Origin of the sequence: uncultured Microbulbifer sp., from assembly GCF_947498635.1 — a bacterium.
Classification (GTDB): domain Bacteria; phylum Pseudomonadota; class Gammaproteobacteria; order Pseudomonadales; family Cellvibrionaceae; genus Microbulbifer; species Microbulbifer echini.
The window spans coordinates 59006-85026 of record NZ_CANMKV010000021.1; the positions used below are offsets into that span (position 1 = coordinate 59006).

A 26021-nucleotide genomic window follows, 5' to 3' on the forward strand; every position below is an offset into this window, starting at 1 on the left:
TTAAGCCTCTAAAGCGGCAGCGGTTTTTGGTTGTAGTTGATGTTGTTGTAACTCTTGCTCAGCGAGCCAAAGGGGATTGGCTAAGTCTCCACCGACAATGGGGACCGGGCGCTCGGCGCTATCGTCGTATCCCTGGCGCAGGCGTACGCGATTAATACAAACGCGCTCAATATGGGGGCGGAATAAATCGAATTGTTGAAAACGCTCTGCCATATGGGCGTTATCCTGTTGCGCGGACTCTTGATAACGGCGCAACACCCGAGCCAAAACCCCGTAGAAATCCAATTCCTGCAAGCCGCTCTCAGTCATTAATTGCGCAGACAGATATCGCAGCACTGTGACGAAATGGCCGGTAAACAGATCGTGAATAATATAATTGGCCGGCAATTGGTCGAGCGCTTGCACAGCTGTTTCCGGCAGGTCGGCACGATCCGGGAAATCCCCTTGGGCTAGGCGCAGGTCTCCCTGGAAGTCCTTTAGCAGTACGCGCACTACTTTGTTATCACGCAATACCAGGGTCAGATTCTGCGAGTGTGCCACCAGGCCTATGCCATAGCGGCTGAGGAGGTGGTAAAGCGGCACCACTGTGGCGTCAAATAAATGCTCCAGCCATGCTTCCGCTGAAAGGCCAGAAGCTGCAATCAGGGCCGCCGCGACAGATTTACCACTGGCATCTCTCTGCAGCAAGGCAGCCATCAAAAGGTGGCGCTCCCCCTCCGCACACAAGCTCGCCGGACTCTGGCGCCAGGTGGCCCCCAGCAATTCGCGGTAGCGATAAGGAGTACCATCAATCATTTCGTGGTAGGGGTGCGGTACATGCAATCCAGCTACTTCCTGTAAAATCCCGGTGCCACGCATTTGCAACTGCGCATCGCGATCACAAAGTTGCTGCATCCACTCAGACAGCGCGGGGCCACAGCGCATAAACTTCCCTGGAATTCCCCGGTAGCAAGAAGTATTGAGCACCGTTAAGGGCAATTTCACATGCAGGGCGCGCGGGCGCGCCAAATTCGACAGGGTGCGCAGAGAAACCTGAGGCAAATAGTCATCGCCAAATTCACCGAGCAGGACCAAATCGCCGCAACTGATCTGCTGGGCATAGTGCTGGCGAATATGGTGCTGCCACTGCCAGGGATGCACCGGCACTGGCAAAAACGCCTGCCAACCAACCCCTTTTGCATGGCATGCTTCATCCAGCTGCTGCCGTTGCGTTTCATTCAGGCTTTCGGCTAGCAATTGTGGCCAATCCCACGCATCGCTATTACCGCTGACGGCCAATTCCCGTCTAACCCCCAACCACAGGAGTCGTACGCCCTGAGCAGCCTCTGTGCCATAAGCGTTAAATTCCTGCGCTCCCCAACCGATACGCCCTTTATTCACCATGGCCTTGGGGTGACCGTCGAGCAGGCACTGCAGCTGCTCATCCGGTAGTGAGGCCAAAGCTGGTGCATCGAGGGACTCACGCTTTTGCAACAGGGCAACATCGGCTACCAGAGTATTGGCGAGCTCGTGCAGCAAGTTGCCCAGGGTGCTACTGGTGGCTTCCAGGTCTTGGCAAGCATCGATAAAAAACTGTGCCGCATCATCAGCGGACGTTACCGTTCCGCCGGCGACCCGCTCGATACTCTGTGCGTCAATCAACAGCCAATCCCAAATTGTTAACTGCCCCTTGAAACGGTAGATAATTCCCGTCGCAAGATTTACAGAAAACTGATTGTTCTGTTCTGCCGTTGCTGTGAGTGCCTGCTCGTAGCAAAGCTCGGCCAGTGACTTGACCAGCAGGGCTCTATTTGCCTGCTTCCAATATTGATCGCCGCTCATACTCCCCCCATATTCCGTAGAAATTCATCCCGTTTGCACATCACCAGAGCCGCACGTTTGTGCGGGAAATCGAATTCTTTAATTTTTTTCCAGCCAAAGGTGCCATTGATATATTTGAGTAGCGCACGGTTATCTGCACGAGGCTCTCCTACCAGCGTTTCGGTGCGTCTATCATCCAAAAACATAAAATGGGAAACACCGTTAAACCAAGCCTGGGCAAAACGCTTGCCCAGAAAGCGCTGATCGCCAACCAACATATGGGCACCGCGGTCAAATGACTGACAGTCGTAGTAGGGTGCAATCCGATCTTCAAGAGCCCAGTAAATTTCGAAATAAGCAAAGGGCTCATCGTCAAAACACGCAATCAGCGGATGTTTATGAGGGTCCTGAATTACGGAATCGATAAACTTCCGCTGCTTTTCTGCTTCGCCCTCTTCCTCCCAAAACTGCGCGACACGCTCCTGATTCATCCAATCGGTAAAGCGCGCTAAATCCTTCTTTGGGTCCAGGTGACGCAGACTAAAATCCATCCCCAGTGTGTGAAAATAACGCCGATAGACTTCCCCTTCAGGCGGGTGTGCACGAAGGGGGTGACGTACCCCTTGTTCATTCTCCACCCACTGCAAGGGAAACTTTCCTCCATTATTACCGCGATACCAAAGTTCTGTGCGCTGATAAAAACCACTGCGGGAGACCCGGCTTACAACGGTATCCACCTGGACAATATCTACCTTTTGCAGAGCGGGATTCAGCGCAAAGAGCCAGTCAAACCAAAGGTCCAAATGCGTGAGTTGAATATCACCGTGCGGTAAAATAAAGCGAGAGGACTCCCTCCCGGGAATATATTCAACTTGAAAATACGCCTCCGCGCTTGACTGGCAACGATACCCTCCGGAGGCTATTTGCCATAAGCGACCGTCGGGTAGCTGACCACGCTCCCCTTGGCGATTCTCAAGCACAGCTGTTGAGCTGGTCATAATTCTTTCCTTTCAATATTCATCTGCGCGTGGATCAGACGTCGACAACTTCGGATTCTGCTACGGCCTTCAGGGGGTTGGGCATTGTGTGGTAGATCGAGAGCGGATCTTCGGTAGTCGTTTCATTCATACCGATAACGGCACACTGAAAATTACCCTTAGCCCATATCTCGTCAGAGTTGAGTAGGTATTCCAGGCAGCTGTGATCGCGACGCTGACCTTCATCCAGTAACTGCAAGCGCTCGCGTAACTGACGCAAAAGCGCCCGCTCAGAAATCAAACCCGCGGCGGAAAGTGCGCAAATCAAACCAAAACAACTGTTAACGATGAGGTAGTAAACAAATAGGCGATTTGCCATCTGCTCATCAATTACATTTTCACTGCTCTGCGCCAGGTTGGGCAGGTACGGCTTGAGCAGCTTTTCGCCGAGACGGCTATAACCGCTGCCCTGGCAGTCTCTGAAAAAACCGGAAACAGGCAAGGCGCCGTCGAAGGACAAAATCAGATTTTGTTGGTGAGCACCGAATAAAATACCAAAATCGGCCTGGGCGATGAGTAAAGGCTCGATCACTGCATCGAGGAAAGCGTTAAACCACCGCTTGCTCGCCGCTTCAATAGAGATACTCTCCTCCGCCGCAAGGCGTTGAACAAGTTGGGCCGCCCTGCAGGGAGATCCATCCGGGTGATCCTGGGTGAGAGTGGCCAGTAGGCAGGTATTTTCTGCCGACTCTGCCAGGAAAGGGTTTTCCCGGAACATCACCAGGCTTTCTATAATTTGCTCGCCTCGATTATCGGCAAGCATCAGATACGCTGGCTCGGCCAATACCTGGAACCGCGGATAGCGGCTGGAAAATTCCTGGCCCAACGGCGTATCGCGTACCTTTAGTACCTCTAATCCACGCACCATTTCTTTGGGCTGTAGGGTGCGCACCGAATTCGTCAGCCGCAAACTAAGGGAAAACTTGAGCATATAAGGGCTCTTGCCGCTATAAATAGCACGCAGTGACGAGGTCGCGCGCCAGGATTCACCGCCCTCACCCAGCTCAATAATTTTTCCGTGCGCAAGTAACTCGGCAACTCTGGGATCTTCACACAACTGGCGCCACTGCCAGGGGTGGGCCGGAATGGCAACAAATCCTTCTGGTGCCTCGGGAGCGCCATCGGCGTTGCGGACGACATCGGCAAACTGCGCCTCACTAATTTGCGCCCCACTGGCTCCGCGTAAATACTGAGGATCCACCCCCAACCACTGCAGGGTAAAGCTATTGCCAAATTCCGGCGCGTATTGCTCGGCATCCGTATCCGTAAAAGGATCGCGACTTTTTGGTGTTGGGTGAATTGAATGACCACATAAAAGAGCCTGTTCCGCCTCGGCAAATGTCAGCGGCTGGCCAAAGAGTTTTTCCGTATCGGCGCTGCGTGCGGCCAATGCCTGGGCCATATTTTTCACACTGGCTGAGACCCGGCGGGTGAATTGCGCCCTGGACTCTGCCGCGGCACCGGGGAAGAATGCGGGCTCTTGTGCAACCAATTGCGCGGCCTCAGCCAGCTCGATCGCCTTACAGGCACCTTCCGCTGTTCGCCATACCATGGGCAAGGCAAATTGGTGCCGGCCACACTCACTGCGATATAAAGCATTTAGCCAAAGCTCAGCACCGGTTGCCGGCAGGGGAACCCCCACCGCAGGTACTCTGATGCCTTCTGGGAGCTGCTCGTCAGCCTGTTCGTGCCAGGTGCCACTATCGGTCTCTCGCAGCAGTGCGTTGAAGAAGCAGTTGGCTGACATTCTTTCCGCGGCCATATTGACCTGAGTATCCCCAGCGGTCATAACTGAGTTTTGAGCAAAAGCATCGCCATCGACACAGCCGGCTCGAGCCGCATCGGATTGAGGATTATTCATGGTGGTGATTCTTTTTTGAGCTAAATCTAAGTGAGAATGGTTTGCATTTAGTATATGATGCAGGTAAATTCCGCGCACTTCAAGCCCGCCGCTAGAGAAATTGTCTGGCTGTGAACTCTTACACAGGAAAGGTTCACGCTTTTCCTTTGCGGTTTCTTTTATTTATTTGTTGCGGAGCCCCGGATGCGGCCACCTCTGAATTCCCCAAAAAATCACCAGCGTAAAATCAATATGGTGGTGGCCAGCCAGGGCGCCGCCCAGGTAGTGCTGCTCACTCAGATTCCACTGATTGTCGAGCGCTGTGGCCTGAGTCTGGCCAGTATTGGTGGACTGGTGGCCCTAGGCACTTTTTGCCTTATGATTGCCGGACCACTGTGGGGGGAAATGGGGGATAGGATTGGCCGCAAGCCGATATTACTCGCGGGCCTGTGCGGCGCTCTACTCGCCCAGATTCTCTTTGTGGCGCTGCTCGTTGCGATGGCGCTGGGGCACCTAGAGGAAAGTGACGCGTTTTTAGCCCTGGCAATCAGTCGGATTATCTATGGATTAAATGCCGCCGCTATTTATCCCTGTTGCCAGGCTTGGGCCATTGAGTTGGGCGAGCCGGAAAAGCGCTTGTCGATACTTTCAGGACTAAGTGCAGCAGCCAACCTGGGCCGCGGACTCGGACCCTTGCTCGCTTTACCTGCACTGCTGGCCGGGGCACTTTGGCCCTTGGCATGGTTGATATTACTACCACTCACGGCACTCGTTCTAACCATCGGTCTACCCAGGATCGACAGCGATAAACCCGATACAAAGCCCGCAGAACATATTTCACTGCCCCCCGGAGCAATGATGCTTTTTGCCACAGCCTTGCTCAGCACCGTCAGTGTCGGTCAACTGCAGGTGATTATGGGCCCTGCTCTCAAGGACCTTTACGGCCTAAGCGCCCTGGGCGCCTCGTCCGCCACCGCGGTCTTGCTGGCCACAGTGGCGGTTTGTGGATTCCTGGTTCAGGTAACCCTGGTACGCAAGCTTAAAGCCCCGCAGGTGAGTTTTATGTTGGGAGTCGCCTCTCTGTGTATGGGGAGTATCTTGCTCTCCAGCACCCTGGGCAGCCTCTTCGCAGCTGCCGGACTACTGGTATTTGTGGTGGGTATCGCTTTTTTAGTTCCCGGATACAGTGCCCTTTTAAGCCAATCTCAACAGCGCGGCGGCCGCCTGTTTGGGTTGCTGGCCCTGATGCATACCGGCGGCTATACCATTGGCTTTGCCCTCGGCGGCTGGCTGTATGAAAAAGAGCCGCAGCAGCCCCTGCTCGGGATGCTAATCAGTGTCGCCTTGATCGCGGTTTGCGCTGTACTCGCCAGCCTAATCAGCAGAAAGAAAAGATTACAGCAAGTCCAGTACCGCTGTTAATCGCCACTTATCTGGAAGCCGCTAAAAAGGTTATCCGTGAAAGGGAGTGGTGCAGCGCCACTCCCGAAAAACTTAGAGATATCGCTGCCAGAATTCCGCCAACCCAAATTCCTCATCCAGGGTATAGGGCTTAAATCCCACTTTGCGATAGGCATCCTTTGCCGGGAGGTTTTTTTCCAGTACTTCCATGGTCAGTTTGCAGCACCCTCTTTTTTTCGCCTCTCGCGCCACAAATTCCATCATGGCCGCACAAACACCCTGTCCCCGTGCGCCCTCACGAACAATAACATCATGAATATTGATCAGGGGCATGCAGGCAAAGGTAGAAAAGCCGGTAAGACAGTTAACTAAACCCAAGGCCTGGGTATCGTCGTAAGCGAGCACTGTGAAGGCTCCCGGAAAATCAGCCAGCTTGGGCACCAATTCACTACGGCACTTATCTGGCAGCGGCCCGCCACCACCAAAGGGATGACGGGAGTATTCATCCATCAGTGAGAGGATATCCTCAGCTTGACGGTGATCTGCATAATCTACCATGACGACGCGCACGTCAGTAGACATCTCCGGGGTTAACAAGGCCATTATTACTTCTCCGTTTTTTTCCGGTGGGAAAACGCATTATTATCAGAGGCCTTATGTAAACAAATTTTTGATAATTTGACGATTATTTATCCCCGACTTAAATAGTGTGCCATTTTAGCACTGCTGGTTTGCCCCCCAAAAGGAACCCCCCAGGCGGAACTTGACGGTGAACCGAAAAAATTACGCGAGGGGTTCTTTTTCTATTGCGTTATCACTGGATAACTCCCCCTCACCATCGAATTCAATCGCAACCGATTCCCCCAAATAAGGTAAATAGCCTCGCAAGCGCGTTCGCCGGGCTTGAAGCTGACGCATCCGCAAGCGGTGTCGGTCGGCAAATCCCGAGCGCAAGGAGGTACGCTGTCGCCTGCCGGAACCGGTATTATTTCTCCTCGCCATTATTTTTCTCCATATAAGACTCAACACTAAAAATCAGTCATCATTTAGGTTAGTTCAACCCCCCTTGGCCCGCAGGAATAAACTCGCTATCCTGCCAACATAATGTCCAACTGGTCATATCAGGATACAACGCCATTGCACTCGCTAGATCACCTACTAAAAAATAACCAAGACTGGTCCGAGGCCACCCGTGAGGAAAACCCGGACTTTTTCCTAAAGTTGTCAAAACAACAGTCCCCGGAATACCTATGGATAGGTTGTGCCGACAGCCGTGTGCCCGCCAATGAGATTGTCGGCCTGTTGCCCGGTGAACTTTTCGTACACCGCAACGTTGCCAATGTTGTGGTGCACAGTGACCTCAACTGCCTATCGGTATTGCAATACGCCGTGGAAATTTTGCGGGTGAAACACATTATTGTGTGTGGGCACTACGGCTGTGGCGGTGTGCAGGCGGCCCTGCATAACGAGCAACTTGGCCTGATCGACAATTGGCTGCGCCATATCCAAGATGTGCGCGACAAACACCACACCCTGATCGACCTATTTCAGGAGCAGCAGCGCACAGATCTACTGTGCGAGCTCAACGTGTTGGAGCAGGTGATTCATATTTGCCAAACCACCATCGTTCGCGACGCCTGGCGCTCAGGACAACCACTCTCGGTCAACGGATGGGTCTACGGACTGAAAGATGGACTGGTACACGACTTGGGTATTTCCATTAGCCACCCGGGAGAAATCGCAAATACCTACCAAAATGCGCTGACCAATATTGCCCAGCGCACCCCCAAATAACAGCGCCCCTCAATAAACTCCTTTATATTTCCCATTGAACAGAATCCAACCCCGAATGCCTTGGCAGTCGGGGCCTTTTTGCGACCCGGGAAACACCATGTCTGAATATCGCCAGTGGGAATGCCAAAACTGCGGCTGGATCTACGATGAGGCCAAAGGATGGCCCGAAGACGGCATCGCTCCAGGCACACGTTGGGAAGACATACCCGAAGAGTGGTGTTGCCCCCAGTGTGGGGCCAATAAGCGGGATTTCGCCATGCGTGCGCTCCCCATTCAAGAGAAAGACACGACTATCCCTGAGCTTACTTCCCCCCCATCGCTCGAAAAAAATAACTCCACTTTGCGTATCTGGGAGTGCATGGTCTGCGGTTGGATCTACGACGAGGCGAGCGGTTGTCCCGAAGAGGGTATAGCGCCAGGCACCCGCTGGGAGGATATCCCTGAGGATTGGAGCTGCCCGCAGTGCGGGGTAAGTAAAGAAGAATTCGATATGGTGCTAGCCTCTACAGCACCGGTGAGCAGTCACACAGAGCCAGCCCACGCTAAAACCTCGCCAGAAGCATCGGCCCCACTGGTGATCATCGGTACCGGTCTCGCCGGGTACAACCTGGCGCGGGAGTTTCGCCAGCGCGACCGCACTAGCCCCCTACTGCTGATTTCCAAGGATGATGGCGCCTTTTACTCTAAGCCGCTCTTATCGGCATCTCTTTCCCATGGAAAAACAGCCCAGCAGCTAAGCCAAATCAGTGCTGAGGAGATGGCTCGTGAACTGGACGCCGAAATTCTGGTGCATACCCGTGTCACAGCAATCGCCCCAAAGACAAAAACACTGAAACTACAACAGGAAACGGGTAATCACTCAGCAGAAATTCACTACGACCGACTGGTACTGGCGAGCGGTGCTCGCTGTCGCAAATTGCCCGCTATCGCCGGCGATGCCCAGGCGAGACTATTCAGAATCAACAATCTGGGAGACTACCACCGCTTCCGCACCGCACTTGTAGGGCATAAGCGAGTTCTACTAATCGGCGCAGGCCTGATTGGCTGTGAATTTGCAAACGACCTGGTACAGGCCGGCTTTGACGTTGAGCTCGTGGATCCTCAGGGTTGGCCTCTGGCCACCCTTCTGCCCGAAGCCGCCGGGCGCGATCTGCAGGAGACACTGACAAACAGCGGTGTGAATTTTCACCTGGGCAGAACCATTCGTTCACTGAAGCACAATCAAACGGGCTTAGACGCCCTGCTCGACAACGATGAAAAGCTGCAAGCCGATATAGCCCTGGCAGCGTTGGGACTCGAAGCCGATACCTCCTTGGCTGAAACTGCAGGCCTAAACACTAACCGGGGAATTTCCGTCGATCGACTACTACAGAGCAGTGATCCACACATTTTTGCTCTTGGTGACTGCGCAGAGGTAGAAGGTCATCAACTATTTTATGTGGCCCCTCTGATGACCTGTGCCCGCGCATTGGCCAAAACCCTGAGTGGAGAGCCTTGCCCTGTCTACTATGGCGCCATCCCTGTTGCAGTAAAAACTACCCTGCGCCCCACCACCGTGTGCCCGCCGCCCCCAACCGCTGTGGGCAGTTGGAAAATATCCGGCGATTCGGAAGGCCTCTGTGCTGAGTTTCGCAGTCCCAAGGGTGAGTTACTGGGCTTTGCCGTGACTGGCGCCGCAATCGCAAAGAGGGATAGGCTCACTCTAGAGTGCCTTCCGTTAATGAACGCCAAGTCAAAGTAATTACAATATTCGAGCTTCTTTTAATAGCCTGCGAGGCAAAACGCGCAATCAGTACGCTTTTGCCGTAAAATGGCCTGCTCGCACAGTTTTTGTACAAGCAACTATCGTATGACGACAGAAAGAAGCCCGATTATCACACCTTCCGCCCAGCAAAGCCGCCTGTTGCGCGACACCCTAGGGCATTTTGCTACCGGAGTGACCGTTATTACCACCCGGGATGCCGAGGGCCAACCGGCAGGGATGACCGCCAATAGCTTTAATTCTGTATCCCTGGACCCAGCTCTGGTGCTCTGGAGCATCGACAAGCAATCTTTGGGTTACGAGGCTTTTACCACCCGCGAACACTTCGCCGTACATGTACTACGCGCCGACCAGCAACATGTTTCCAACCTATTTGCCGGCCGTGGGGTCGATAAATTTGGGCAGATTCACTGGAGTGAGGGCCCGAACGGTATCCCTCGCCTGGATGAGTGCGCAGCCTATTTTCATTGCCGCCGCGCCCAATGTATTGAGGGCGGCGATCACACCATTCTACTTGGTGAGGTTCTTGAGTTTTCCACTAACGGTGGTGAACCTCTGGTGTTCCATCGCGGCCGCTATCGCGCGCTGGCTGGGGAATAAACCTCAACGATAGAGAACGCAGAGGGACTCCCGAGCGCCTCTTCTTATGCTTAGCCAACTGATAGAATTCTTTCTCTGTCTGCCAGTCCTTAGCGCCTACAAACTTTGGTAGATCGATCACCCAGTTGCCATAATTCAGCGGCAGGCTCTCAGAAACTTTGCAGGGGAATTAACCGGCAATGAACCCAGGCACTCTCTTTTGTTTTGCCCATCGCGGTTACCAGCTGCACGCTAGCGAAAACACTCTTCAGGCAATACGCCATGCGATAGAGATAGGCGTGGACGGCATTGAAATCGATGTCTGGAATATCGGTGAACAGCTCCTGGTAACACACGATAGACGGCTGGGCAGATTGCTTTGCGGCAGTGAGTTGATTACCGATTTACACCCGCAGGAACTGCGCGAACGCTCTTTGCCCTGTGGCAATACCATACCCACTTTACGTGAGGTACTGGAATTGATCGGCAGCCGCGTCCAGCTCAATATAGAAATCAAGGGACCAAATACGACCGGCTTAGTGGCGAGGGAAGTCCGCGCTTTTGTCAGAGATACCGGTACGAGCTTCGATCAATATATAGTTTCCTCTTTTGATCACCAGCAGCTTTACCAGTGTCTGCGACTCATCCCCGAAGTCCGCCGCGGAGTTTTAATTAGCGGCGTCCCCTTAGAGCTGGCCGCCTGTACAACACCTTTACAAGCCTATTCTCTACATACCTGTCTGGATTTCACCAATACCCAGCTGATAGCCGATGCTAAGCGGCGGGGTTTGAAAAACTACGTGTTTACCGTGAATAACTCTGTTGACCTGACGCTGTTAGCCGCTCAGGGGGTAGATGGTGTCTTTACGGATAAACCCCAGATGGTACTGGATTACAATACGCAGATTCTAGCAAGTGGTGCTTGCAACTAGATTCCCAGCCAAAAAAGCTGGGAAACTTTAAAAACAAACCCGGCTAATGCCGGGTTTGTTTTTAATGAGGGAATCGCTGAACAGCTGATTAACGGTCGATTACCCTCTAACCACGAATAAAGCATTACAAGAGATTAAAACTCTGCACTTGCACGCAGATACCAGAAACCACCGTTAAAGCCAAAAGGTGAGGTTAGTGCATAGCGTGCCCCTAGAAATTGCAGGGTGCCATCCTGTTCATCATCTGGATACACATCAAAGATGTTTTCCCCACCTATGGCCACTTTATAATTTTCATAGAGGGTAAACGTCGCCTCCAGGTCCACCAATATCTCACTACCATAGCTATAGGTATCCGATGCATCGCCCGGCCCAAAAAGACCACCGGTAGATTCCCAATCACTATAGCGATTCAAGCGTAAGTAACCGCTAAACAAATTGCCGGTATCGAAATCAAAAGTTAGCGTAGTGCGATCACTGGGTACTTGGTTTTCAAGATCGAAAACTCTGGAAGCGTTGATAGTATTTTCAGTAATATCACTCACCTCTTGCTTGTTGTGATTGTGACGCAGATCGACTACCAATAAATTACCCAACACTTCAAAGTCACTGGTAATCGCCAAGTCGATGCCCGATATTTCGGAGTCATAGGCGTTGACAAAATAGTTAGCATTACTGCCGTTCATTAAGTCCGCATTTTCTATTCCCGCACTCTGTAGCAAATCAACTTCAGCAGTACCAATCGCATTATTACGCAGGGCCAGACGCTCCTCGATATCAATGTTGTAGTAATCAACGGTAACACTGGTATTAGTAAACGGAGAAAAAACCGCACCTAGGGTAAAACTTGTAGATTCCTCTGGGCTAAGATCCACCGCACCCAACGCCTTGGCTACTGGATGGCTCACAGGGTAAGTACCATTCGGAATCAAGTTGCCGCTAGAGTCTGCAGTCGTAGTGACATTCAAGGTATTTACCTGGCCCGGGGTGGGTGCACGGAAACCCGTATTCACTGTGCCACGCAGAGCTAAGCGATCATTGATATCGTAGCGAGCGGATAGCTTCCAATCGGAAGTAGAGCCAAACTCATCAAATTCTTCAACTCGCACTGCTGCACCAAGTGTTAATGCATCGGTTAGGTCTGCCTCAAGGTCAATGTAAACAGCAATACTTTCACTACTGTAACTACCCACAGCCTCACTAGGAAACCCCTGGAAACCATCCGAACCCACGCCAAAATAAACTGCGGTAGGACCAACTTCAGTGGAAGAGAAATCACCAGCACCAATTGAATAGGTCTCCTCGCGCCATTCAGCCCCAAAAGCGATATTAAGTGGAGACGCTAAACCAGCGATATCAATAGGCTTAACAAAATCTGCATTGAAGCTCGACTCCTCCTGGGTCAGCGTACCCGGCCTAAAACTTGTGGGTGACAATAATCCGAGACTGGGGTTAATAGAGCCTTCCAATACATACTCCACTTCGTTCTCAGCAACCCTGGCGCGCAAATCCCAAGCCATACCATTCTGAAACTCTCCACGAGCACCAACTACGGCGGAAATGTCATGTATTTCAGCACCGAACTGCGGATTATAACCACCGGGAAATTGGGTGTAGATAGGGTTGCGTAGCACATAGCCACTGGAACTGGAGTCATCGGCCACCAAATAGTCGGAGGGGTTCAAGCCCTGACCGATAATCGAGTCAATCAATGATTGAGGCGCCGGATCTGGCAAAAAATCACCATCACTATCTTTCTGCAGCGTAGAGCGTGCTTCAAACTGGTGCTCAGGGTCTAAAACTGGGCCACGGTACAAAAAGTCTGAAATGGTTTCGTTCGTTGAGTAACCAACATTTCCATATATTTCAAGATTTTCATTAATATCCAGGCCACTGTTTACAAAGAATTTCAAGGCCTCCACATCTGGATCCCCCCAGCGTTGACCCAAACCATCAAGGGGCACCAGGTCTTGACCAACGACAGAACCTACGTATTCCGCATCGGGACGGGCAATACTTCTCCAAGTTTTGTCGGACTTGGAATATTCCACGGTGGCATTCACAAATCCCCGGTCCAACAGATTAAATCCAGCATTGGCGGCAAAACTATTACGAGTACCATCACCCTCAAAATATTCACCGGTTTGCGCCGAGAAACCGAACCCTTCGGCATCATCCTTCAAAATAATGTTCACCACACCAGCGATGGCATCGGAGCCGTACTGAGCCGATGCGCCGTCACGCAGCACCTCCACCCGCTCAATTGCCATAGATGGCAGAGTGGCAAAGTCCACGGCCTGAGCGCCCTGATTGACCGTACCCAGAGGAGCAAGCTGTAAATTGACTAGGGCCGAGCGGTGTCGCCGCGTGCCATTAACCAACACCAAGGTTTGATCTGGGGATAGGTTGCGCAGAGTCACCGGGCGAATAAATGCCGTACCATCAGCAATGGGAAAGCGCTGAGTGTTAAAGGACGGGGCAATTTTTGCCAGGGAATCGGTCAGGTCAAAACTGGCCTGATCAGCGAGCTTTTCCCCACCCACAACATCAACCGGTGACAGGGTTTCGGTCGGAGCTACTCCTTCCTTGCGGGTGCCTGTGGTAATAACCTCTTCCATGGCACGATTATCTGCCGCAGAAGCTGAGCTTTCCTGATCCTGGGCAAACGTTGCCGGTGCACTCAACGCACAGGCGATTGCCAGGGATAAAGGTTTCAGTAAGTGAGTTTGCATGTTGTCCGTCCTCTCTTTCATTATGCATTCGGACAGCACACCACCAGATACCCCTGATTAGTGATGCACAATTATTATTCTTAGGCATGCCGGAGATCCGGCCTGCAATTTAGGCACTTGGCACTCGCTCAATTTGTCTTGTGCACGGCTAATTTTGACCACAGGACTCAAGGGACTGAGCTTCAACCAAATTGCCTCAACCGATTAGACAACAGTTACCTTAGAAACCAAAATGGATGACGCTTAATTTTACCTATAAAAACGACTCATATACCGAACTAACAGGCGTTACTGCCAATCGTGTCATTTTCCCGATATCAAAAGTAAAAATGAGTAAACAATAACTTTCTGGATTTATGTGAAACAGGGATTGTCTGGGCAATAAAAACCGACTCGAATCCATGAAATATCGCAGATTCATAAATTCGAGCCGGCATCTTACGGCCAGGCGAAGTAAAGAGATGACTCACCCCGGATACCTTCAACCCGGACGATTAAAGTTACTGAGGAGTGTAAGTGACCTCCAGCTCAAAACTGGAAGTCAGGCGACTGTAACCACGAATCATGATATACGCCTCGCTCTCGTCGCTGGGGACCTGCACACTACAGCTTTCCGTGGAACCACTTTCATAAGGACGACAATCATAATAACGCCAGGTGGGAGCAGCCCCAAAACGTACATATAGATCGGCATCGTTAGTGCCCGTCATATTCGCCACAAAGTTCGTACCCGGCGCCACACTAAACGGCCCATAATTTTCCTCCCCTCCACGCGATACACTGCCTGAGAAGTTTTCGGTCTGCTCTTGGCCAGGATCGGGATCGGGATCTGGGTCCGGATCAGGGCCGGGATCATCACCGATAGCGCCTTTGGCCAGTTCCGCCACATAGGCTGCCGCTAACTTGCCAAATTTCACTGCGTGATTGGCATCTCCACCACTGCTGGCAAGAGTATCGTTGACCGTGTGGATATAGGGATTAGACCCGTTAAAAGTGGCCTCAAAAGGGAAAGAAACCGCATAACCCTGGTCGTGCCAGGAGGCGTGATCGGAGCAGGCATAACCACAATTAGTGGTGCCGACACTGAGACTCCCCTGATAGGTTTGAGCAAGATCTTTGAGGAAAGCATTCTGTGCGCTATTGGTGTAATCGCCAATAATATAAATATCGCTATTAGAGCCATAATAATTGGTCATATCCAACTGTAGGACACCGACCACATTTTTATTTTGGCTCTTATAATCCGTGGCGATATCGTCGGAACCGCGCAAGCCGACCTCTTCCGCCGCATAGCCCATAAACGCCAGAGTCTTCGCCGGCTTGTAACCTGTTGCCACTATGGCATTGACAACGTCAGTGAGGGTTGCAATTCCCGAGGCGTCATCATCGGCCCCTGGCGCTCTCGTGCCCTCACCCGTACCCCAGCCAACGGTGGAATCTAAATGCGCGCCCAGCACCACAATTTCATCCGGTTCCGTTTGCCCCTGAATCGTGAGAATAACCGAGGGTTGTGCCCAACTATGGCTATAAAGCTGCACTGAGGCATCACTGCGAGAGCTGGTTAATGCCTGCCATTTATCTCGAATCCACTCCGCTCCCTCCACACCTGTTGAAGTGGTGTAGTAACGATTGGTAAAGCTGGAAAGGCTATTAATTGTCGAGCGGATATTTGCTTCAGAAATTTCCGCTTGTAGAGCATTCACCACACTGGCGTTATCGACGGTATAACTGGCAACACTCCTCATCGTGCTAATCAGTGGTGAGAGCTGAGCTTTTTGCGCCTCCTGAAGAGATTCATGCACCATAAAACCACCACAGCGATTGTGGCTGTTATGCATAATCGTAGAAATATCGGATAAATTATCCTCATTCACCTTCAATATGGTTATACCGTTGCGCTCTCCTTGTGCGCTGAGAGACTCCTTAGCCACAAGTGCACTATTTTTTTTCAGGGTTTGATAACCATCGCTGCCGATCGTTATCCACAACTCCTCCGCCAAAGTTATACCAGGCACAGCAAGCAGCCCTAGTAGCGATGTACAAATCATTTTTTTCATTATCTTCTCCACATTGATTTATTCCCCCCCGCGCAAGTCGGCATTTCCCCAATTAACACAGGAGGGCGCTGAAACCTCATGCAAAAATCTTGCACAAACAGCAAAATCGAACGCCGGCAATATTCAAATAACGCACAAACATTGAACTTAAAGACGCAACCTGACTCAACATGAAATACTGCAAGGCAATTGAAACTATCTTTATTATTCAAATTTTGAAAAAGCAGGGGTGGAAATTTATTTAACTCCAAGCCAAAAACAGACAACAAGCACCACCCAGCAAGCGGTACTTGAATAATTTAGCACCATTCACCAAAAAACAAATAATAATTTTTAAGACTTTAGAGAAGTTAAAAATTACTGAATATAATTCAATCTTTGAAATGGACACCTACCCCCTTCAATAAAAAACCAAACAACAAACACAACCAGAAAACATAAAATTTAAGCCTGATTGATATATTTTAATTATCTGGATTTTAGGAATCACTTAATAGATCAGAAAAACCCCTAGCCTTCAGGGTGGCTTATAGCCGAAACATGGTTTTCCAATATATATAACTACTTCATATATTCATGCCACTATGAATACCCTCTTGGCTGGACCCAAAGATGTATCTAGAAGACCACAAAATCATCTCTGACCCATGGCCCCCTACTAAAGCCATCCAATAAAATGGATTCTATAAAGCTCAAAGAACAGGTAAGAACGCCATTCACCGGCTGCACAGCGCTGTGTCTACTGAAGGTTCAATCGCTATCCCCCTAAAGATATCCACCTCTTGCCACAAGGTAATCCCTTTTTCTCTCCAAATTATTAAGCTCTTAGCCTGTATCTTCAGCTTTCAGTCAGGTTTCCTTCTTTAAACTGTGTTTTTGCCCGGTAATAGGACATGGCAGTGAAGCTACGATATGGAATCCTTCCTTTAATCACCCTAATCCTCCTAAGCGCAGGCTGCGCCACCATGAGTGAAGATGAGTGCCACATGGCTGACTGGCAGGCTTTGGGTTATGAAGACGGCGCCCAAGGGCGGGGGCTGGATTACATGGGCAAACGCCGGGAATCCTGTGCAAAATATGCTATTCAGCTGAACGCCAGTGCTTATCGTGGCGGACGAGACGAGGGCTTGGAGCTTTTTTGTACAGAGCTGCGGGGCTTTTCCGAGGGGCGTGCCGGAGAAAACTACAATGGCGCCTGTCCCGCAGACCTGGAGGGACTCTTTCTGCGTGGTTATGAAACTGGCCGGGATCTTTTTACTGCACAAAGTGCGGTGCAAGAACTTGAGGCTGCCATTCACGACCGAGAATTGGAGCGAGAACACCTCTTGGATGACATGACTGAAATTGGCGCGTTACTCGTGGCTGATGAGGCCACTCGCGAAGAGCGAGTTACCTTACTTGCCGATATCACGCGCCTCAAACTACGCCATAGTGAACTGGGGCACGAGATTGAAGATCTGAGATTTGAGCTGGGGCAAAGACACATGGAATACCAAGATCTTGTTGCCAGATCTCCTTACCCTCGGTGAACTAAAGCGCCTTGTGCAATAAAGTGAATCATAATCCCGCAACTAGGCTTTGTGGATCATCTACTTCTTCACAGTGCACCCCTGTAGATCGGTGTCATAAATCAGTGGCCGCTTGAATGCTCACGGTAAAAATATTTTTTTCCTGCCCGCTTACCTATAAGGATTTCAGACATAGGGCTATAGGAGTACCCCCTTGTATTTAATCACTGACTTTTCCGCGCATGGCTTTTACCTGGGAACGGCGGTTTTTGCTTTTCAGCCGCCGCTCCTTTGCACCGCGACTGGGTTTTGTCGCAATACGTCGTTTATGTACTTTCGATACATCCTCAATCAGCTGCTGCAATCGTTCCAATCCATCCGCACGATTTTTTTCCTGAGTGCGAAAACGCTGGGCCTTGATAACTATAATACCGTCAGTAGATATTCTCTGATCCCGCAACTGCAGTAGCCTATATTTAACTTCCTCGGGCAGAGAAGAATTTTTTATATCAAATCGCAAGTGAATCGCACTGGAGACTTTATTTACATTCTGACCACCCGCCCCTTGGGCGCGCACAGCACTAATCTGCACTTCAGCCAAATTGACCTTATGCCGAGCATTTACCATATTCTTCAATTCCAATAACCAGAAACCACCTACAACAGCAACTTCCTATATATTTTAAAAAAGTCCCCGATGAGTTTGGGGAAAAAATTATTTTACGGTACCTGGGTACCTGGGTACCTACCATTCGAGAAAACACTTGCCCTCCCCTGACACAAGCCGCACCATGCACCGAATAAATAAAAAGTTGTAGCGCATTTACCTAAAAACAATCATTCAGTACTATTGCGCCACTTTGTAGCGTGCCTTGAGGCCACTCCAATCCCGGTGTGACCAAGCAGCCAGCCACTTTGCCCGTGACTTATTTTATTGTCTGGGTCAAATCCGCTAGTATTGCCGAACTTCCTTGAGGTACAGGAACAAAAAACAATAAAAGATGCACGCCCAGTTGTTTCCTCTGGATTCCTCCCGATGTCTCCGCGGGTGTGCCATTACCGCGACTAGGAGAAAACCATGCCCAACGCCAAGCGCAGCCTTGCGGCGGCTATTGCACTTGCATCCCTCACCAGCATTTCTGCGACCGCAGAAGATTCAGCCTTTAGTCAAGTTATTGCTTTTGGTGACAGCCTGACCGATGTAGGTAACTACCAAGCTTTCACCAATGGCGGTGACGCGAATGATATTGCCATTAACATCTTATCTCAGAACTTAGGACTAGGTTCTGTCACACCCTCTTGCGCCGGCCTGTCTTTGTGCCTCCCTGAAGTTGACGACACTCTAAGTGATGAGGCGCTGCTAACTTCCGCAAAAGAGCAAGTGGCTAGTGCCCTACCTAATATTGGTACTGGCTGGGCTGTAGGCGGGCATAAAGCTGCAGATGTCCTGCTAAATATTGTTGGCACTCAAAACTATTTGGCCTATTTAGAAGCTAACGGACTGGCCTACGATCCCAACATGCATAACTTCGCTAGTGCCTTGTTGCCAGATCCCACACGCCAGACCGCGACGGAATTGTATGCGGACTTAGATCAGTTGGGGTTATTACTCCTGGGACCTACTAAGGTTGCCCAGCTCCTTGCAGCCGCAGAGCAATATGAAGCCGCTGGGGACGCAGCAACTGCCGCACAGCTCAAAGCTCAGGCTACTGGTCTAGAGGCAATGATTAAAGCCGCACCGGCTACTATCATTGCAGACTCCGGCACCACCGGTAATCCTCATCCCACAGGGAGGGGGTATCTGGAAACTACTCTTGGAACAGCTGATGCCAGCGCCCTTTACTGGGTAAATGGCGGTGGTAATGACCTGCTGAGCGGATTCAAAGGTGTTGCCAAAGGCGAAATAAGCATCGAAGAAGCTACCGTTAGTGCAGGCGTCGCATCAGTCATGCTTGCGAGCGCTGCAGGCGCTCTATCCAACGCAGGAGCTAACTATATTCTGGTATCCAATGTGCCGGATATCAGTAAGACGCCAGTTGTTTATAAGGCAGTTAAAGATGCTGTTGAGTCCAGTGAAAGCGCAGCTCAACTTGAGGCGGCTGTAGCGGCTGGTCTAATGACCCAGGATGAAGCTAACGCAAAACTCACAGCAGCCATTGATGAAGCTTTGCTAAGTGCGAACAAGGCCTCCGAAGGCTTTAATACCAACCTTCTGAACTTGGCCAAAGATATCGATGGCGTACTGATGGTCGACCAGGCCGGTCTGCTTAAAGTGGCTCTGAATAATGCCGGTCAACTCGGCCTATCCACAGAGTTCGATCAAAGCCAGTACTGCTATGACGGCAGCGGCGGTGAGTGCATTGAACATGAAGTATACGGTGTAAATGGCACGGCCCCCGATGCTTCCAAACTAATCTTCAACGATACCGTGCATCCCACCCAGGTTGGTCAGCAGGTTCTCGCCGACTACTACACCGCAATTGTCAATGCCGCCCAGGTGGCCGGTCAGCTGCCGGATATCGGTGCCCAGGCTGCACGCACCCACACTAATAGCCTGGATGAAAACCTGGCCGGTGTACGCTATAGCCAAGCTCAGACCGGTGTATTCGCGGGCAGTGTTTTCGGTGATATCGACTACGACAACAGCTTCGCCGCCGATATGAGCGGTGACAGTAACGCCAATCTGATTGGTATGACCTTCGCCCTGCGCGACAACCTGGAGCTGGGCTTCGCGGTAAGTCGCTCTGATATCGATGTGGATAATGCCCGCTCCGACATCGAGTCCACCTCTACCAACTACAGCCTGTTCGGCCGTTTCCACCACGATATATTCTTCGTGGAAGGTAGTGCGACTCTGACCGACGTGGATTTCGACCAGGTAAACCGTGCCCTGGCCCTCGGCAACAGCTTCACTTCAGAACTGGAAGGAGATACTTCCGGTGAGAACACCACTCTGAGCCTGACCGCCGGTGCCAATCTGCTCGGCGAATCCAGCTTTCAGTTTGGTCCCTTCGTTGGTGTAACCCGTGCCTCCATGGAAGTTGACGGTTATACCGAAGACGCTATCGAAGGCTTTACTTACACCGACTCAGCTGACGCTGAATACGACCCGATTGGTATGCACTACGGTGACCAGGAACGACGCTACACCACCATGCGCTTTGGTGCCTTCGCCAATAAACGCTGGAATACTGTAAACGCCTTCGCACAAATCTGGTATGAAGATACCAACGGCACCGATGAGGACACCTTGGAAGTGGGCGTTAAGTCCATGGCTGGTAACATGAATGCCATGCCCAGCTACTCCAGTGTGGATCAGGGCATGTTCGATGACGGCATGGGCCTGATTGCCGGTATTCGCTGGCAAGCCGCTGAGTCCATCGCTTTGAGTGCAAACATGACCTCCCGCCCTGCGGCTGAGTCTGCATCAGTGAACGTGACCTACCGCTTCTAATCCGGCGTTAGTGATTCACCCAGTGCCCCCGTAAGGGGGCACATCTCCTCCCCGCCAAACATCTAGCCAAACACAATTCCAACGGGGAAACTAAACACCCATTAACCTTTCTCTTGCTCACATGTTCCAAATAAACACGCCCAACCTCACACTGCGGGAACTGTCAGACGCTGATGCAGAACTGATCCTTCTTCTACTTAACGATGCAGATTTCTTGCGGAATATTGGCGATCGGGGGGTACGCAACCTAAAGCAAGCACGCGACTATATACAAACTGGCCCCATGATCATGTACCGCCAACACCAGTTTGGTCTTTTTAAAGTCGCACTCACCGATGGCACAGGCATTGGTATCTGTGGACTAATTAAACGAGATAGCCTCGATGATGCCGATATTGGTTTTGCTTTTCTGCCCGAGTATCGTGGAAAAGGTTATGCACTGGAGGCCGCCCGCGCTGTAATGGTGTTTGCCCGAGAGCAACTAAACTTAAAACGCATCGTTGCTATAACACAACCTGAAAACCTAGCCTCGGTGAAACTTTTGGAAAAAATAGGATTAAAAATAGAGCGCCGTATCACCCTGCCGGGCGAGACTATTGAATTACTCTTGATGGCATGGGAAGCCAGCAGCAGCGCTAATTCCCAAGGGTTATAAACGCTCATTCTTATAGCTCCAAGTGCCGCTAATTTACTCAACTGGCATGAGAGATCGCTATTATTTTTCCCTGCCAACCTCGGATAAATCAACAGCCCCAATACCCTACAAAAATTATGGTTTTTCATTGACATGGATAGGGCCTGTACTAGTCTCCAACTTACCAACTAGGAGAAGACAGCCATGATTATCGCGACAGATATGCCAGAAGTCAGCAGATGTGCCGCAACCCAGTGCGCTTATAATGCCAACGATGCCTGCCATGCCAGGGCAATCACTATAGGCGAGGGCTCTGACCCCGATTGCGACACCTTCTTCACAAACTCCAAACATACCCGCAGCTCCCGCACCGCCGGTGTAGGTGCCTGCAAAATGGAAGACTGCAAGTTTAATGACGACTTCGAGTGCTCCGCAGACAGTATTGAGGTTGGACGCAGCGACAGCACAACAAACTGCCTAAGTTATACGCACTAAGCAGGCTAAACAGCCCTCAGAAAAAAATTCTCAATAAAAAAGCCCGGCAGTGGTTTACTGGCGGGCGTTTTTATTACGGCGTTTAGATCGCCTTAATCGGCGGCCTGCAAATCCGCCTGTAATTTTTCTGTACTGGCAATATCTCGCGGCTCCCAGATAATACCTGAGGCATCCGCATATTGCTTAAATAGCGGCTGGTAATGTGACTCCAGGACTTTACGCTTTATTTTTAAGGTGGGTGTCAGGAACTCGTTTAATGGGGTCCATTCCTCCTTGCAAATAAAGATTGTGCGAATACGCTCATGCTGCGGCAACCGCTCATTGACCGACTCAAGGACACGTCGCAATTGTTCATTGACTTCGGTGCGCGGCAATTTTTCCGCGGACTCTGATAAAGTCACCAACATCACCGGTTGATTCATACCGTGGCCCAGTATGCAAAGTTGTGCCAGCAGCGTTTCGTTACCAAAATGCCCTTCCAGTAAACTGGGCTGAATAAACTTTCCTTTACTGGTTTTAAAAGTTTCAGAAATGCGGCCAGTAATATGTAAAAGGCCACGCTCATCAATAAAGCCAGAATCCCCGGTATGGTAATACCCATCGCGAATCGCTTCTGCAGTTTTTTCCGGTTCTAGGTAATAACCTTTCATTAAAGCGCCGCTTTTGAACAGAATTTCCCCCTCGCCAGAGATTTTAACTTCACAGCCATGATAGGGCTTACCCACGGTACCCGGCACAGGATCTTCACCCGGCATCACAAAGCAGCCATAAATAAAGTTTTCTGTCATCCCATAGCCATCAGCAATCTGCATCCCCATGCGCTCATACCAGCGCAATAGTTCAATGGAAATGGGAGACGCCCCAGTGACTAACATTCGTGCCTGATCCAGTCCCAACCCTGTGCGCACCTTGTTTTTTAACCAAGTACTCAGGCCAGGGATTCGCAGCAATACATTCTGTAAAGCGGGTGGAATCTTTTCGTCGATCCCCTCCTTGAATTTGGTCCACAATCTGGGCACCGAGAAGAACATAGTGGGCTTGGTGCGCTGCAAGTCCTCCAGGAAAGTATCCAGGGACTCCGGGAAGTGCACCGGGGTGCCGGAGTAGAGGCAGTGAAATTCCACCAGAATACGCTCGGCAGCATGCGCAAGCGGCAAATAAGAGAGAACTCGATCGCTTTCGTTAAAGCCATAGCCGCGAATCATATTGGGCACTACAAAGCTCACTGAAGACCAGCTATGCATCACCCCCTTGGGGTTACCGGTGGTTCCTGAGGTGTACATGATTGTGAAGAGATCATCCGCATCGAAAACCGGCCTTTCCTCATAGCGCTCACTGCTCGCTATGACTGCCTCCAACTCTTCTGCGCAGTGAATTTCACAACGCTGTATCGCTACAGAAGGCAAGGTGTCCGCTACCTCCTGCAGGGCCGCATTGTTATCCGTAGCTCCGCAAAACAGTAGTTTTGATTCGGAGTGTTTTAATACATAAGACATAGAGGAGGCCGATTGGCCCGGATACAAGGGTACACTCACCATTCCGGCGAGCATGATGCCAACATCAACAATAATCCAGTCGGCACAATTTTTACCGTGAATCGCGATACGATCACCGGGCTCAAAACGACTGCGCAAACAACCCGCGATATGCCTGGCTCTGTCCATTACCTCGCGCCAAGTGTAATCCCGCCACTGGCGTCGCTGCATTTGACGAAGAAATACCGTCTCTGGCTCTTCATCTTCTCTTCTGTAGAGAAGCTCCAATGGCTGCAGGCCCTTCACCTTCTCGTATCGTTCTTCCGGGGTCATCGCTTTCTCTCTCATTATTGTGTTTATTGTGATTTGCTACTGATATACGCGGCTAAAACCCTGTACTTATTGCTATCAGCACAAAAGTACTAGTAAACGCCTTGCGTTTCCGTAAAGCCATTCAACGGTCTGTTAGAACTGAACTACCACTCAAGTTCGGCACGGCCAAGCCTTCCCCTAAGGAAGAAGCGCTCTTAGTAGTAAAAAAGCCGCATCAGTCTATGGTTATTATTTAGTTTAAAGTTACTGAATATACTCTTTCAGCGCAATTCCTAGATTGCAATGCCGAATCCAGGAGCCAAAGCAGAGTGTAGACTAACCGGTCTGGGCGTATAATTTGTCATATTCTTTCCCATACCTAACAGGGACAGCAAATATCTTCTGTTGGATCGGTTCAGATTGAAAAATTCATCAATCTGTCACCTGATGAGGTCCAAACCTGATAGCACCGATATCCTAGAAATGCGTTATTCATCATTTCACCGGTACGGGTTGCTGACTTATCAACAGAGCACCTCCCTATCCCCCCCCCGCAAGAACCCTTTCGGAGAAGTTCACAAGGCTCAAAAAAAACCATAATATGCCGTGCTTTAGAAATTCTTTTACAAGAAAGATTCAAATTAGGAAATTCAGTTAAGAACCTTTAATTACCACACTACAGAGATAGAAAAAAATTTACAGGCCAATAGGAATTGAGCAAGGTAAACCTTTCATCCACCCAAAGTAATTACAAAGATAACTATGATACGATAGCTTTTTTGCGCTTACTGCTCTAACTTTCCTGCATTACCAAGCTGTATAGCTTTGTACCTGTGTTTAGGCTTGAATATCAGGCGCAGTAACTAGCTAATCTTTAACTTATACTACAGTGCGACCCCATTATCAGCGATTGTATCCAGTTATGCGAGACTAGTACTCGGCATAGTTTACGATTTTTTAAATGATTAAAGAGATCACCGTTAAAGTTACCGGCTATCTCAAATTCTGTTGTAGCACAAATGGCAAAGCCGGCTTCTACCACTTCGGCGCCAATGTACTAGGTCTCGCCATGCATTACCCGGCTAATTTCCTTGTAGGATAACTGATACTTGAGGCGTAGAGGCCGATCATGGTGGTTTTTACTTTGGCGAGTATTCCCTTGGTTTTTCTAGCGTTCTTTCATCAATTCTGGAAGTGGGGCTGGGGTTGTGTAGGAGGCAATAGGCGTTTTCGGCAATGCCTACGGTATCCCCGGTTAGGGCGATCACACTGCCCCTGCTTGCAGCAATACCTTCAATCCAGGTTTCGACATCGGCCTTATGACCTTTGAGGAGGTTATATATTACGGCACCGTCAAGAAAATGACCGCCGGTGCAGTTAATATGCAGATTGACATTGCCGAGTTGTTGAGGTTTCCTATTTAGAGTCGGATTCAGTTGTTTCTACGGAAACTGCAGCGCACTTGATCGGGGTGGTAACTTCATTTTTTTAGCTTTCTCTGCCAAGTAAAAGTTTGCTTAATTACATCGTCTGAATTCTAGCCACCACGGTGAATCGTCTTCTTCGGGCTGGCCCGATTATTTTCTAACAAGGTTTCATCAGCACCGGCTTCGTGGGTTGCATGTAGGGACGTAGACCTTGGTATCGGTACCTTCATTCGGTCTACCGAAACGCCGCTGCCAGGTTTCCCTGATATTCTCTGCATTGGATTTTTACCCAGCCTACAAACTTTCCCTGCCAGATGTCGTTTTTCAAACCTAAGACATGGGAATCGCCGCAATCATAGCAGGCGACCGATAACGCACACAAGAACCCAGCTCATTGATTTATATAGAAAATAGGCTTCTTACTATGCTACGAAAGCATTGACATAATTCTGTAAGGTTTCTCACTGACATGGGCTGTATATATGACAGTTCCAATAAATAGTCCAACAGTCAGAAAAATTAATATCGAATAAAATATAGACATCACGATATTGAGACGCTCTCCAGCCTTAAAACTACTATCAAATACAGCCAATTTGACATCTTATTACGCGATATAAGTACAAGAGATATAGTAAAATCGAAAAGCATGCTAAATAGTCCATCAGTTATATATCCCGATTATACTCCTGTGCCTGCAGTTCTTCCTAGATTCCCATAACAACCGACACACTTGGCAATAGCGAGAGAGGTCAGCTGGCTGTAGGCTAGTAAGCTTCCAC

Annotated in this window: 19 protein-coding genes; 9 read left to right on the top strand and 10 right to left on the bottom strand. The window is 50.3% G+C overall.

Features of this window, described 5'->3' with window-relative positions; translation table 11 throughout:
* The 3 genes from Q1A69_RS12340 to Q1A69_RS12350 are packed head-to-tail and all read right to left on the bottom strand — an operon-like array spanning nucleotide 1 to nucleotide 4698.
* A complete protein-coding gene (locus Q1A69_RS12340) occupies nucleotides 1–1821 on the bottom strand; it encodes an IucA/IucC family protein (RefSeq protein WP_299585712.1) in 1821 nt (606 codons plus the stop codon).
* Nucleotides 1818–2798, bottom strand: a complete 981-nt coding sequence (locus tag Q1A69_RS12345) for a GNAT family N-acetyltransferase (protein ID WP_299585714.1) — start codon at nucleotides 2796–2798, stop codon at nucleotides 1818–1820. The genes Q1A69_RS12340 and Q1A69_RS12345 overlap by 4 nt, the downstream gene beginning before the upstream one ends.
* Nucleotides 2799–2832: 34 nt before the next feature.
* A complete protein-coding gene (locus Q1A69_RS12350) occupies nucleotides 2833–4698 on the bottom strand; it encodes an IucA/IucC family protein (protein ID WP_299585716.1) in 1866 nt (621 codons plus the stop codon).
* Nucleotides 4699–4881: 183 nt separating this feature from the next.
* Between Q1A69_RS12350 and Q1A69_RS12355 the strand changes: the two genes are divergently transcribed.
* Nucleotides 4882–6099 carry an MFS transporter gene (locus Q1A69_RS12355; protein WP_299585718.1) on the top strand — a complete coding sequence of 406 codons (1218 nt, stop codon included), beginning with the start codon at nucleotides 4882–4884 and terminating at the stop codon, nucleotides 6097–6099.
* Between the two features lie 72 nt (nucleotides 6100–6171).
* On the opposite strand, the gene Q1A69_RS12360 is transcribed toward Q1A69_RS12355, so the two are convergent.
* A complete protein-coding gene (locus Q1A69_RS12360; protein ID WP_299585720.1) occupies nucleotides 6172–6681 on the bottom strand; it encodes a GNAT family N-acetyltransferase in 510 nt (169 codons plus the stop codon).
* Nucleotides 6682–6861: 180 nt separating this feature from the next.
* Nucleotides 6862–7080: a hypothetical protein gene (locus Q1A69_RS12365; protein ID WP_299585722.1), complete on the bottom strand. Its 219-nt coding sequence runs from the start codon at nucleotides 7078–7080 to the stop codon at nucleotides 6862–6864.
* A gap of 135 nt (nucleotides 7081–7215) precedes the next feature.
* Here Q1A69_RS12365 and can point away from each other — a divergent pair, with 135 nt between their 5' ends.
* From can to Q1A69_RS12385, 4 genes are all read left to right on the top strand, one after another.
* A complete protein-coding gene (can, locus tag Q1A69_RS12370) occupies nucleotides 7216–7872 on the top strand; it encodes a carbonate dehydratase (RefSeq protein ID WP_299585747.1) in 657 nt (218 codons plus the stop codon).
* Nucleotides 7873–7969: 97 nt separating this feature from the next.
* Nucleotides 7970–9613 carry an FAD-dependent oxidoreductase gene (locus Q1A69_RS12375; RefSeq protein ID WP_299585724.1) on the top strand — a complete coding sequence of 548 codons (1644 nt, stop codon included), beginning with the start codon at nucleotides 7970–7972 and terminating at the stop codon, nucleotides 9611–9613.
* Nucleotides 9614–9721: 108 nt separating this feature from the next.
* Nucleotides 9722–10234, top strand: coding sequence for a flavin reductase family protein (locus tag Q1A69_RS12380; RefSeq protein ID WP_299585726.1), 513 nt, complete (start codon nucleotides 9722–9724; stop codon nucleotides 10232–10234).
* Nucleotides 10235–10413: 179 nt separating this feature from the next.
* Entirely contained in the window at nucleotides 10414–11145 is a 732-nt protein-coding gene (locus tag Q1A69_RS12385) for a glycerophosphodiester phosphodiesterase (protein WP_299585728.1), read from the top strand.
* A gap of 134 nt (nucleotides 11146–11279) precedes the next feature.
* On the opposite strand, the gene Q1A69_RS12390 is transcribed toward Q1A69_RS12385, so the two are convergent.
* The gene (locus Q1A69_RS12390; protein ID WP_299585730.1) at nucleotides 11280–13877 is read right to left on the bottom strand and encodes a TonB-dependent receptor; all 2598 of its coding nucleotides are present in this window, start codon (nucleotides 13875–13877) and stop codon (nucleotides 11280–11282) included.
* 500 nt (nucleotides 13878–14377) lie between these two features.
* Nucleotides 14378–15934: a M20/M25/M40 family metallo-hydrolase gene (locus Q1A69_RS12395; protein WP_299585732.1), complete on the bottom strand. Its 1557-nt coding sequence runs from the start codon at nucleotides 15932–15934 to the stop codon at nucleotides 14378–14380.
* Nucleotides 15935–16920: 986 nt separating this feature from the next.
* Here Q1A69_RS12395 and Q1A69_RS12400 point away from each other — a divergent pair.
* A complete protein-coding gene (locus tag Q1A69_RS12400) occupies nucleotides 16921–17463 on the top strand; it encodes a DUF2799 domain-containing protein (protein WP_299585734.1) in 543 nt (180 codons plus the stop codon).
* Nucleotides 17464–17662: 199 nt separating this feature from the next.
* Here the strand turns inward: Q1A69_RS12400 and arfB are convergent, their stop codons facing one another.
* Entirely contained in the window at nucleotides 17663–18070 is a 408-nt protein-coding gene (arfB, locus tag Q1A69_RS12405) for an alternative ribosome rescue aminoacyl-tRNA hydrolase ArfB (RefSeq protein WP_299585736.1), read from the bottom strand.
* 450 nt (nucleotides 18071–18520) lie between these two features.
* On the opposite strand from arfB, the gene Q1A69_RS12410 reads away from it, so the two are divergent.
* The 3 genes from Q1A69_RS12410 to Q1A69_RS12420 all read left to right on the top strand — a co-directional run bounded on the left by Q1A69_RS12410 (nucleotide 18521) and on the right by Q1A69_RS12420 (nucleotide 22025).
* Nucleotides 18521–20896: an autotransporter domain-containing protein gene (locus tag Q1A69_RS12410; protein ID WP_299585738.1), complete on the top strand. Its 2376-nt coding sequence runs from the start codon at nucleotides 18521–18523 to the stop codon at nucleotides 20894–20896.
* Nucleotides 20897–21017: 121 nt separating this feature from the next.
* Nucleotides 21018–21551: a GNAT family N-acetyltransferase gene (locus Q1A69_RS12415; RefSeq protein WP_299585740.1), complete on the top strand. Its 534-nt coding sequence runs from the start codon at nucleotides 21018–21020 to the stop codon at nucleotides 21549–21551.
* A gap of 183 nt (nucleotides 21552–21734) precedes the next feature.
* On the top strand, nucleotides 21735–22025 hold the full coding sequence (locus Q1A69_RS12420) for a DUF1540 domain-containing protein (protein WP_299585742.1): 291 nt from the start codon (nucleotides 21735–21737) through the stop codon (nucleotides 22023–22025).
* Nucleotides 22026–22117: 92 nt separating this feature from the next.
* Here Q1A69_RS12420 and Q1A69_RS12425 read toward each other — a convergent pair whose 3' ends face one another.
* Both Q1A69_RS12425 and Q1A69_RS20385 read right to left on the bottom strand, forming a co-directional pair.
* Nucleotides 22118–23833 (bottom strand): AMP-binding protein, encoded by a 1716-nt coding sequence (locus Q1A69_RS12425; RefSeq protein ID WP_299585743.1) that lies wholly within the window; start codon nucleotides 23831–23833, stop codon nucleotides 22118–22120.
* Between the two features lie 1118 nt (nucleotides 23834–24951).
* Nucleotides 24952–25248, bottom strand: coding sequence for an ATP-dependent Clp protease proteolytic subunit (locus Q1A69_RS20385; RefSeq protein WP_366525579.1), 297 nt, complete (start codon nucleotides 25246–25248; stop codon nucleotides 24952–24954).
* Nucleotides 25249–26021 lie beyond the last annotated feature (773 nt).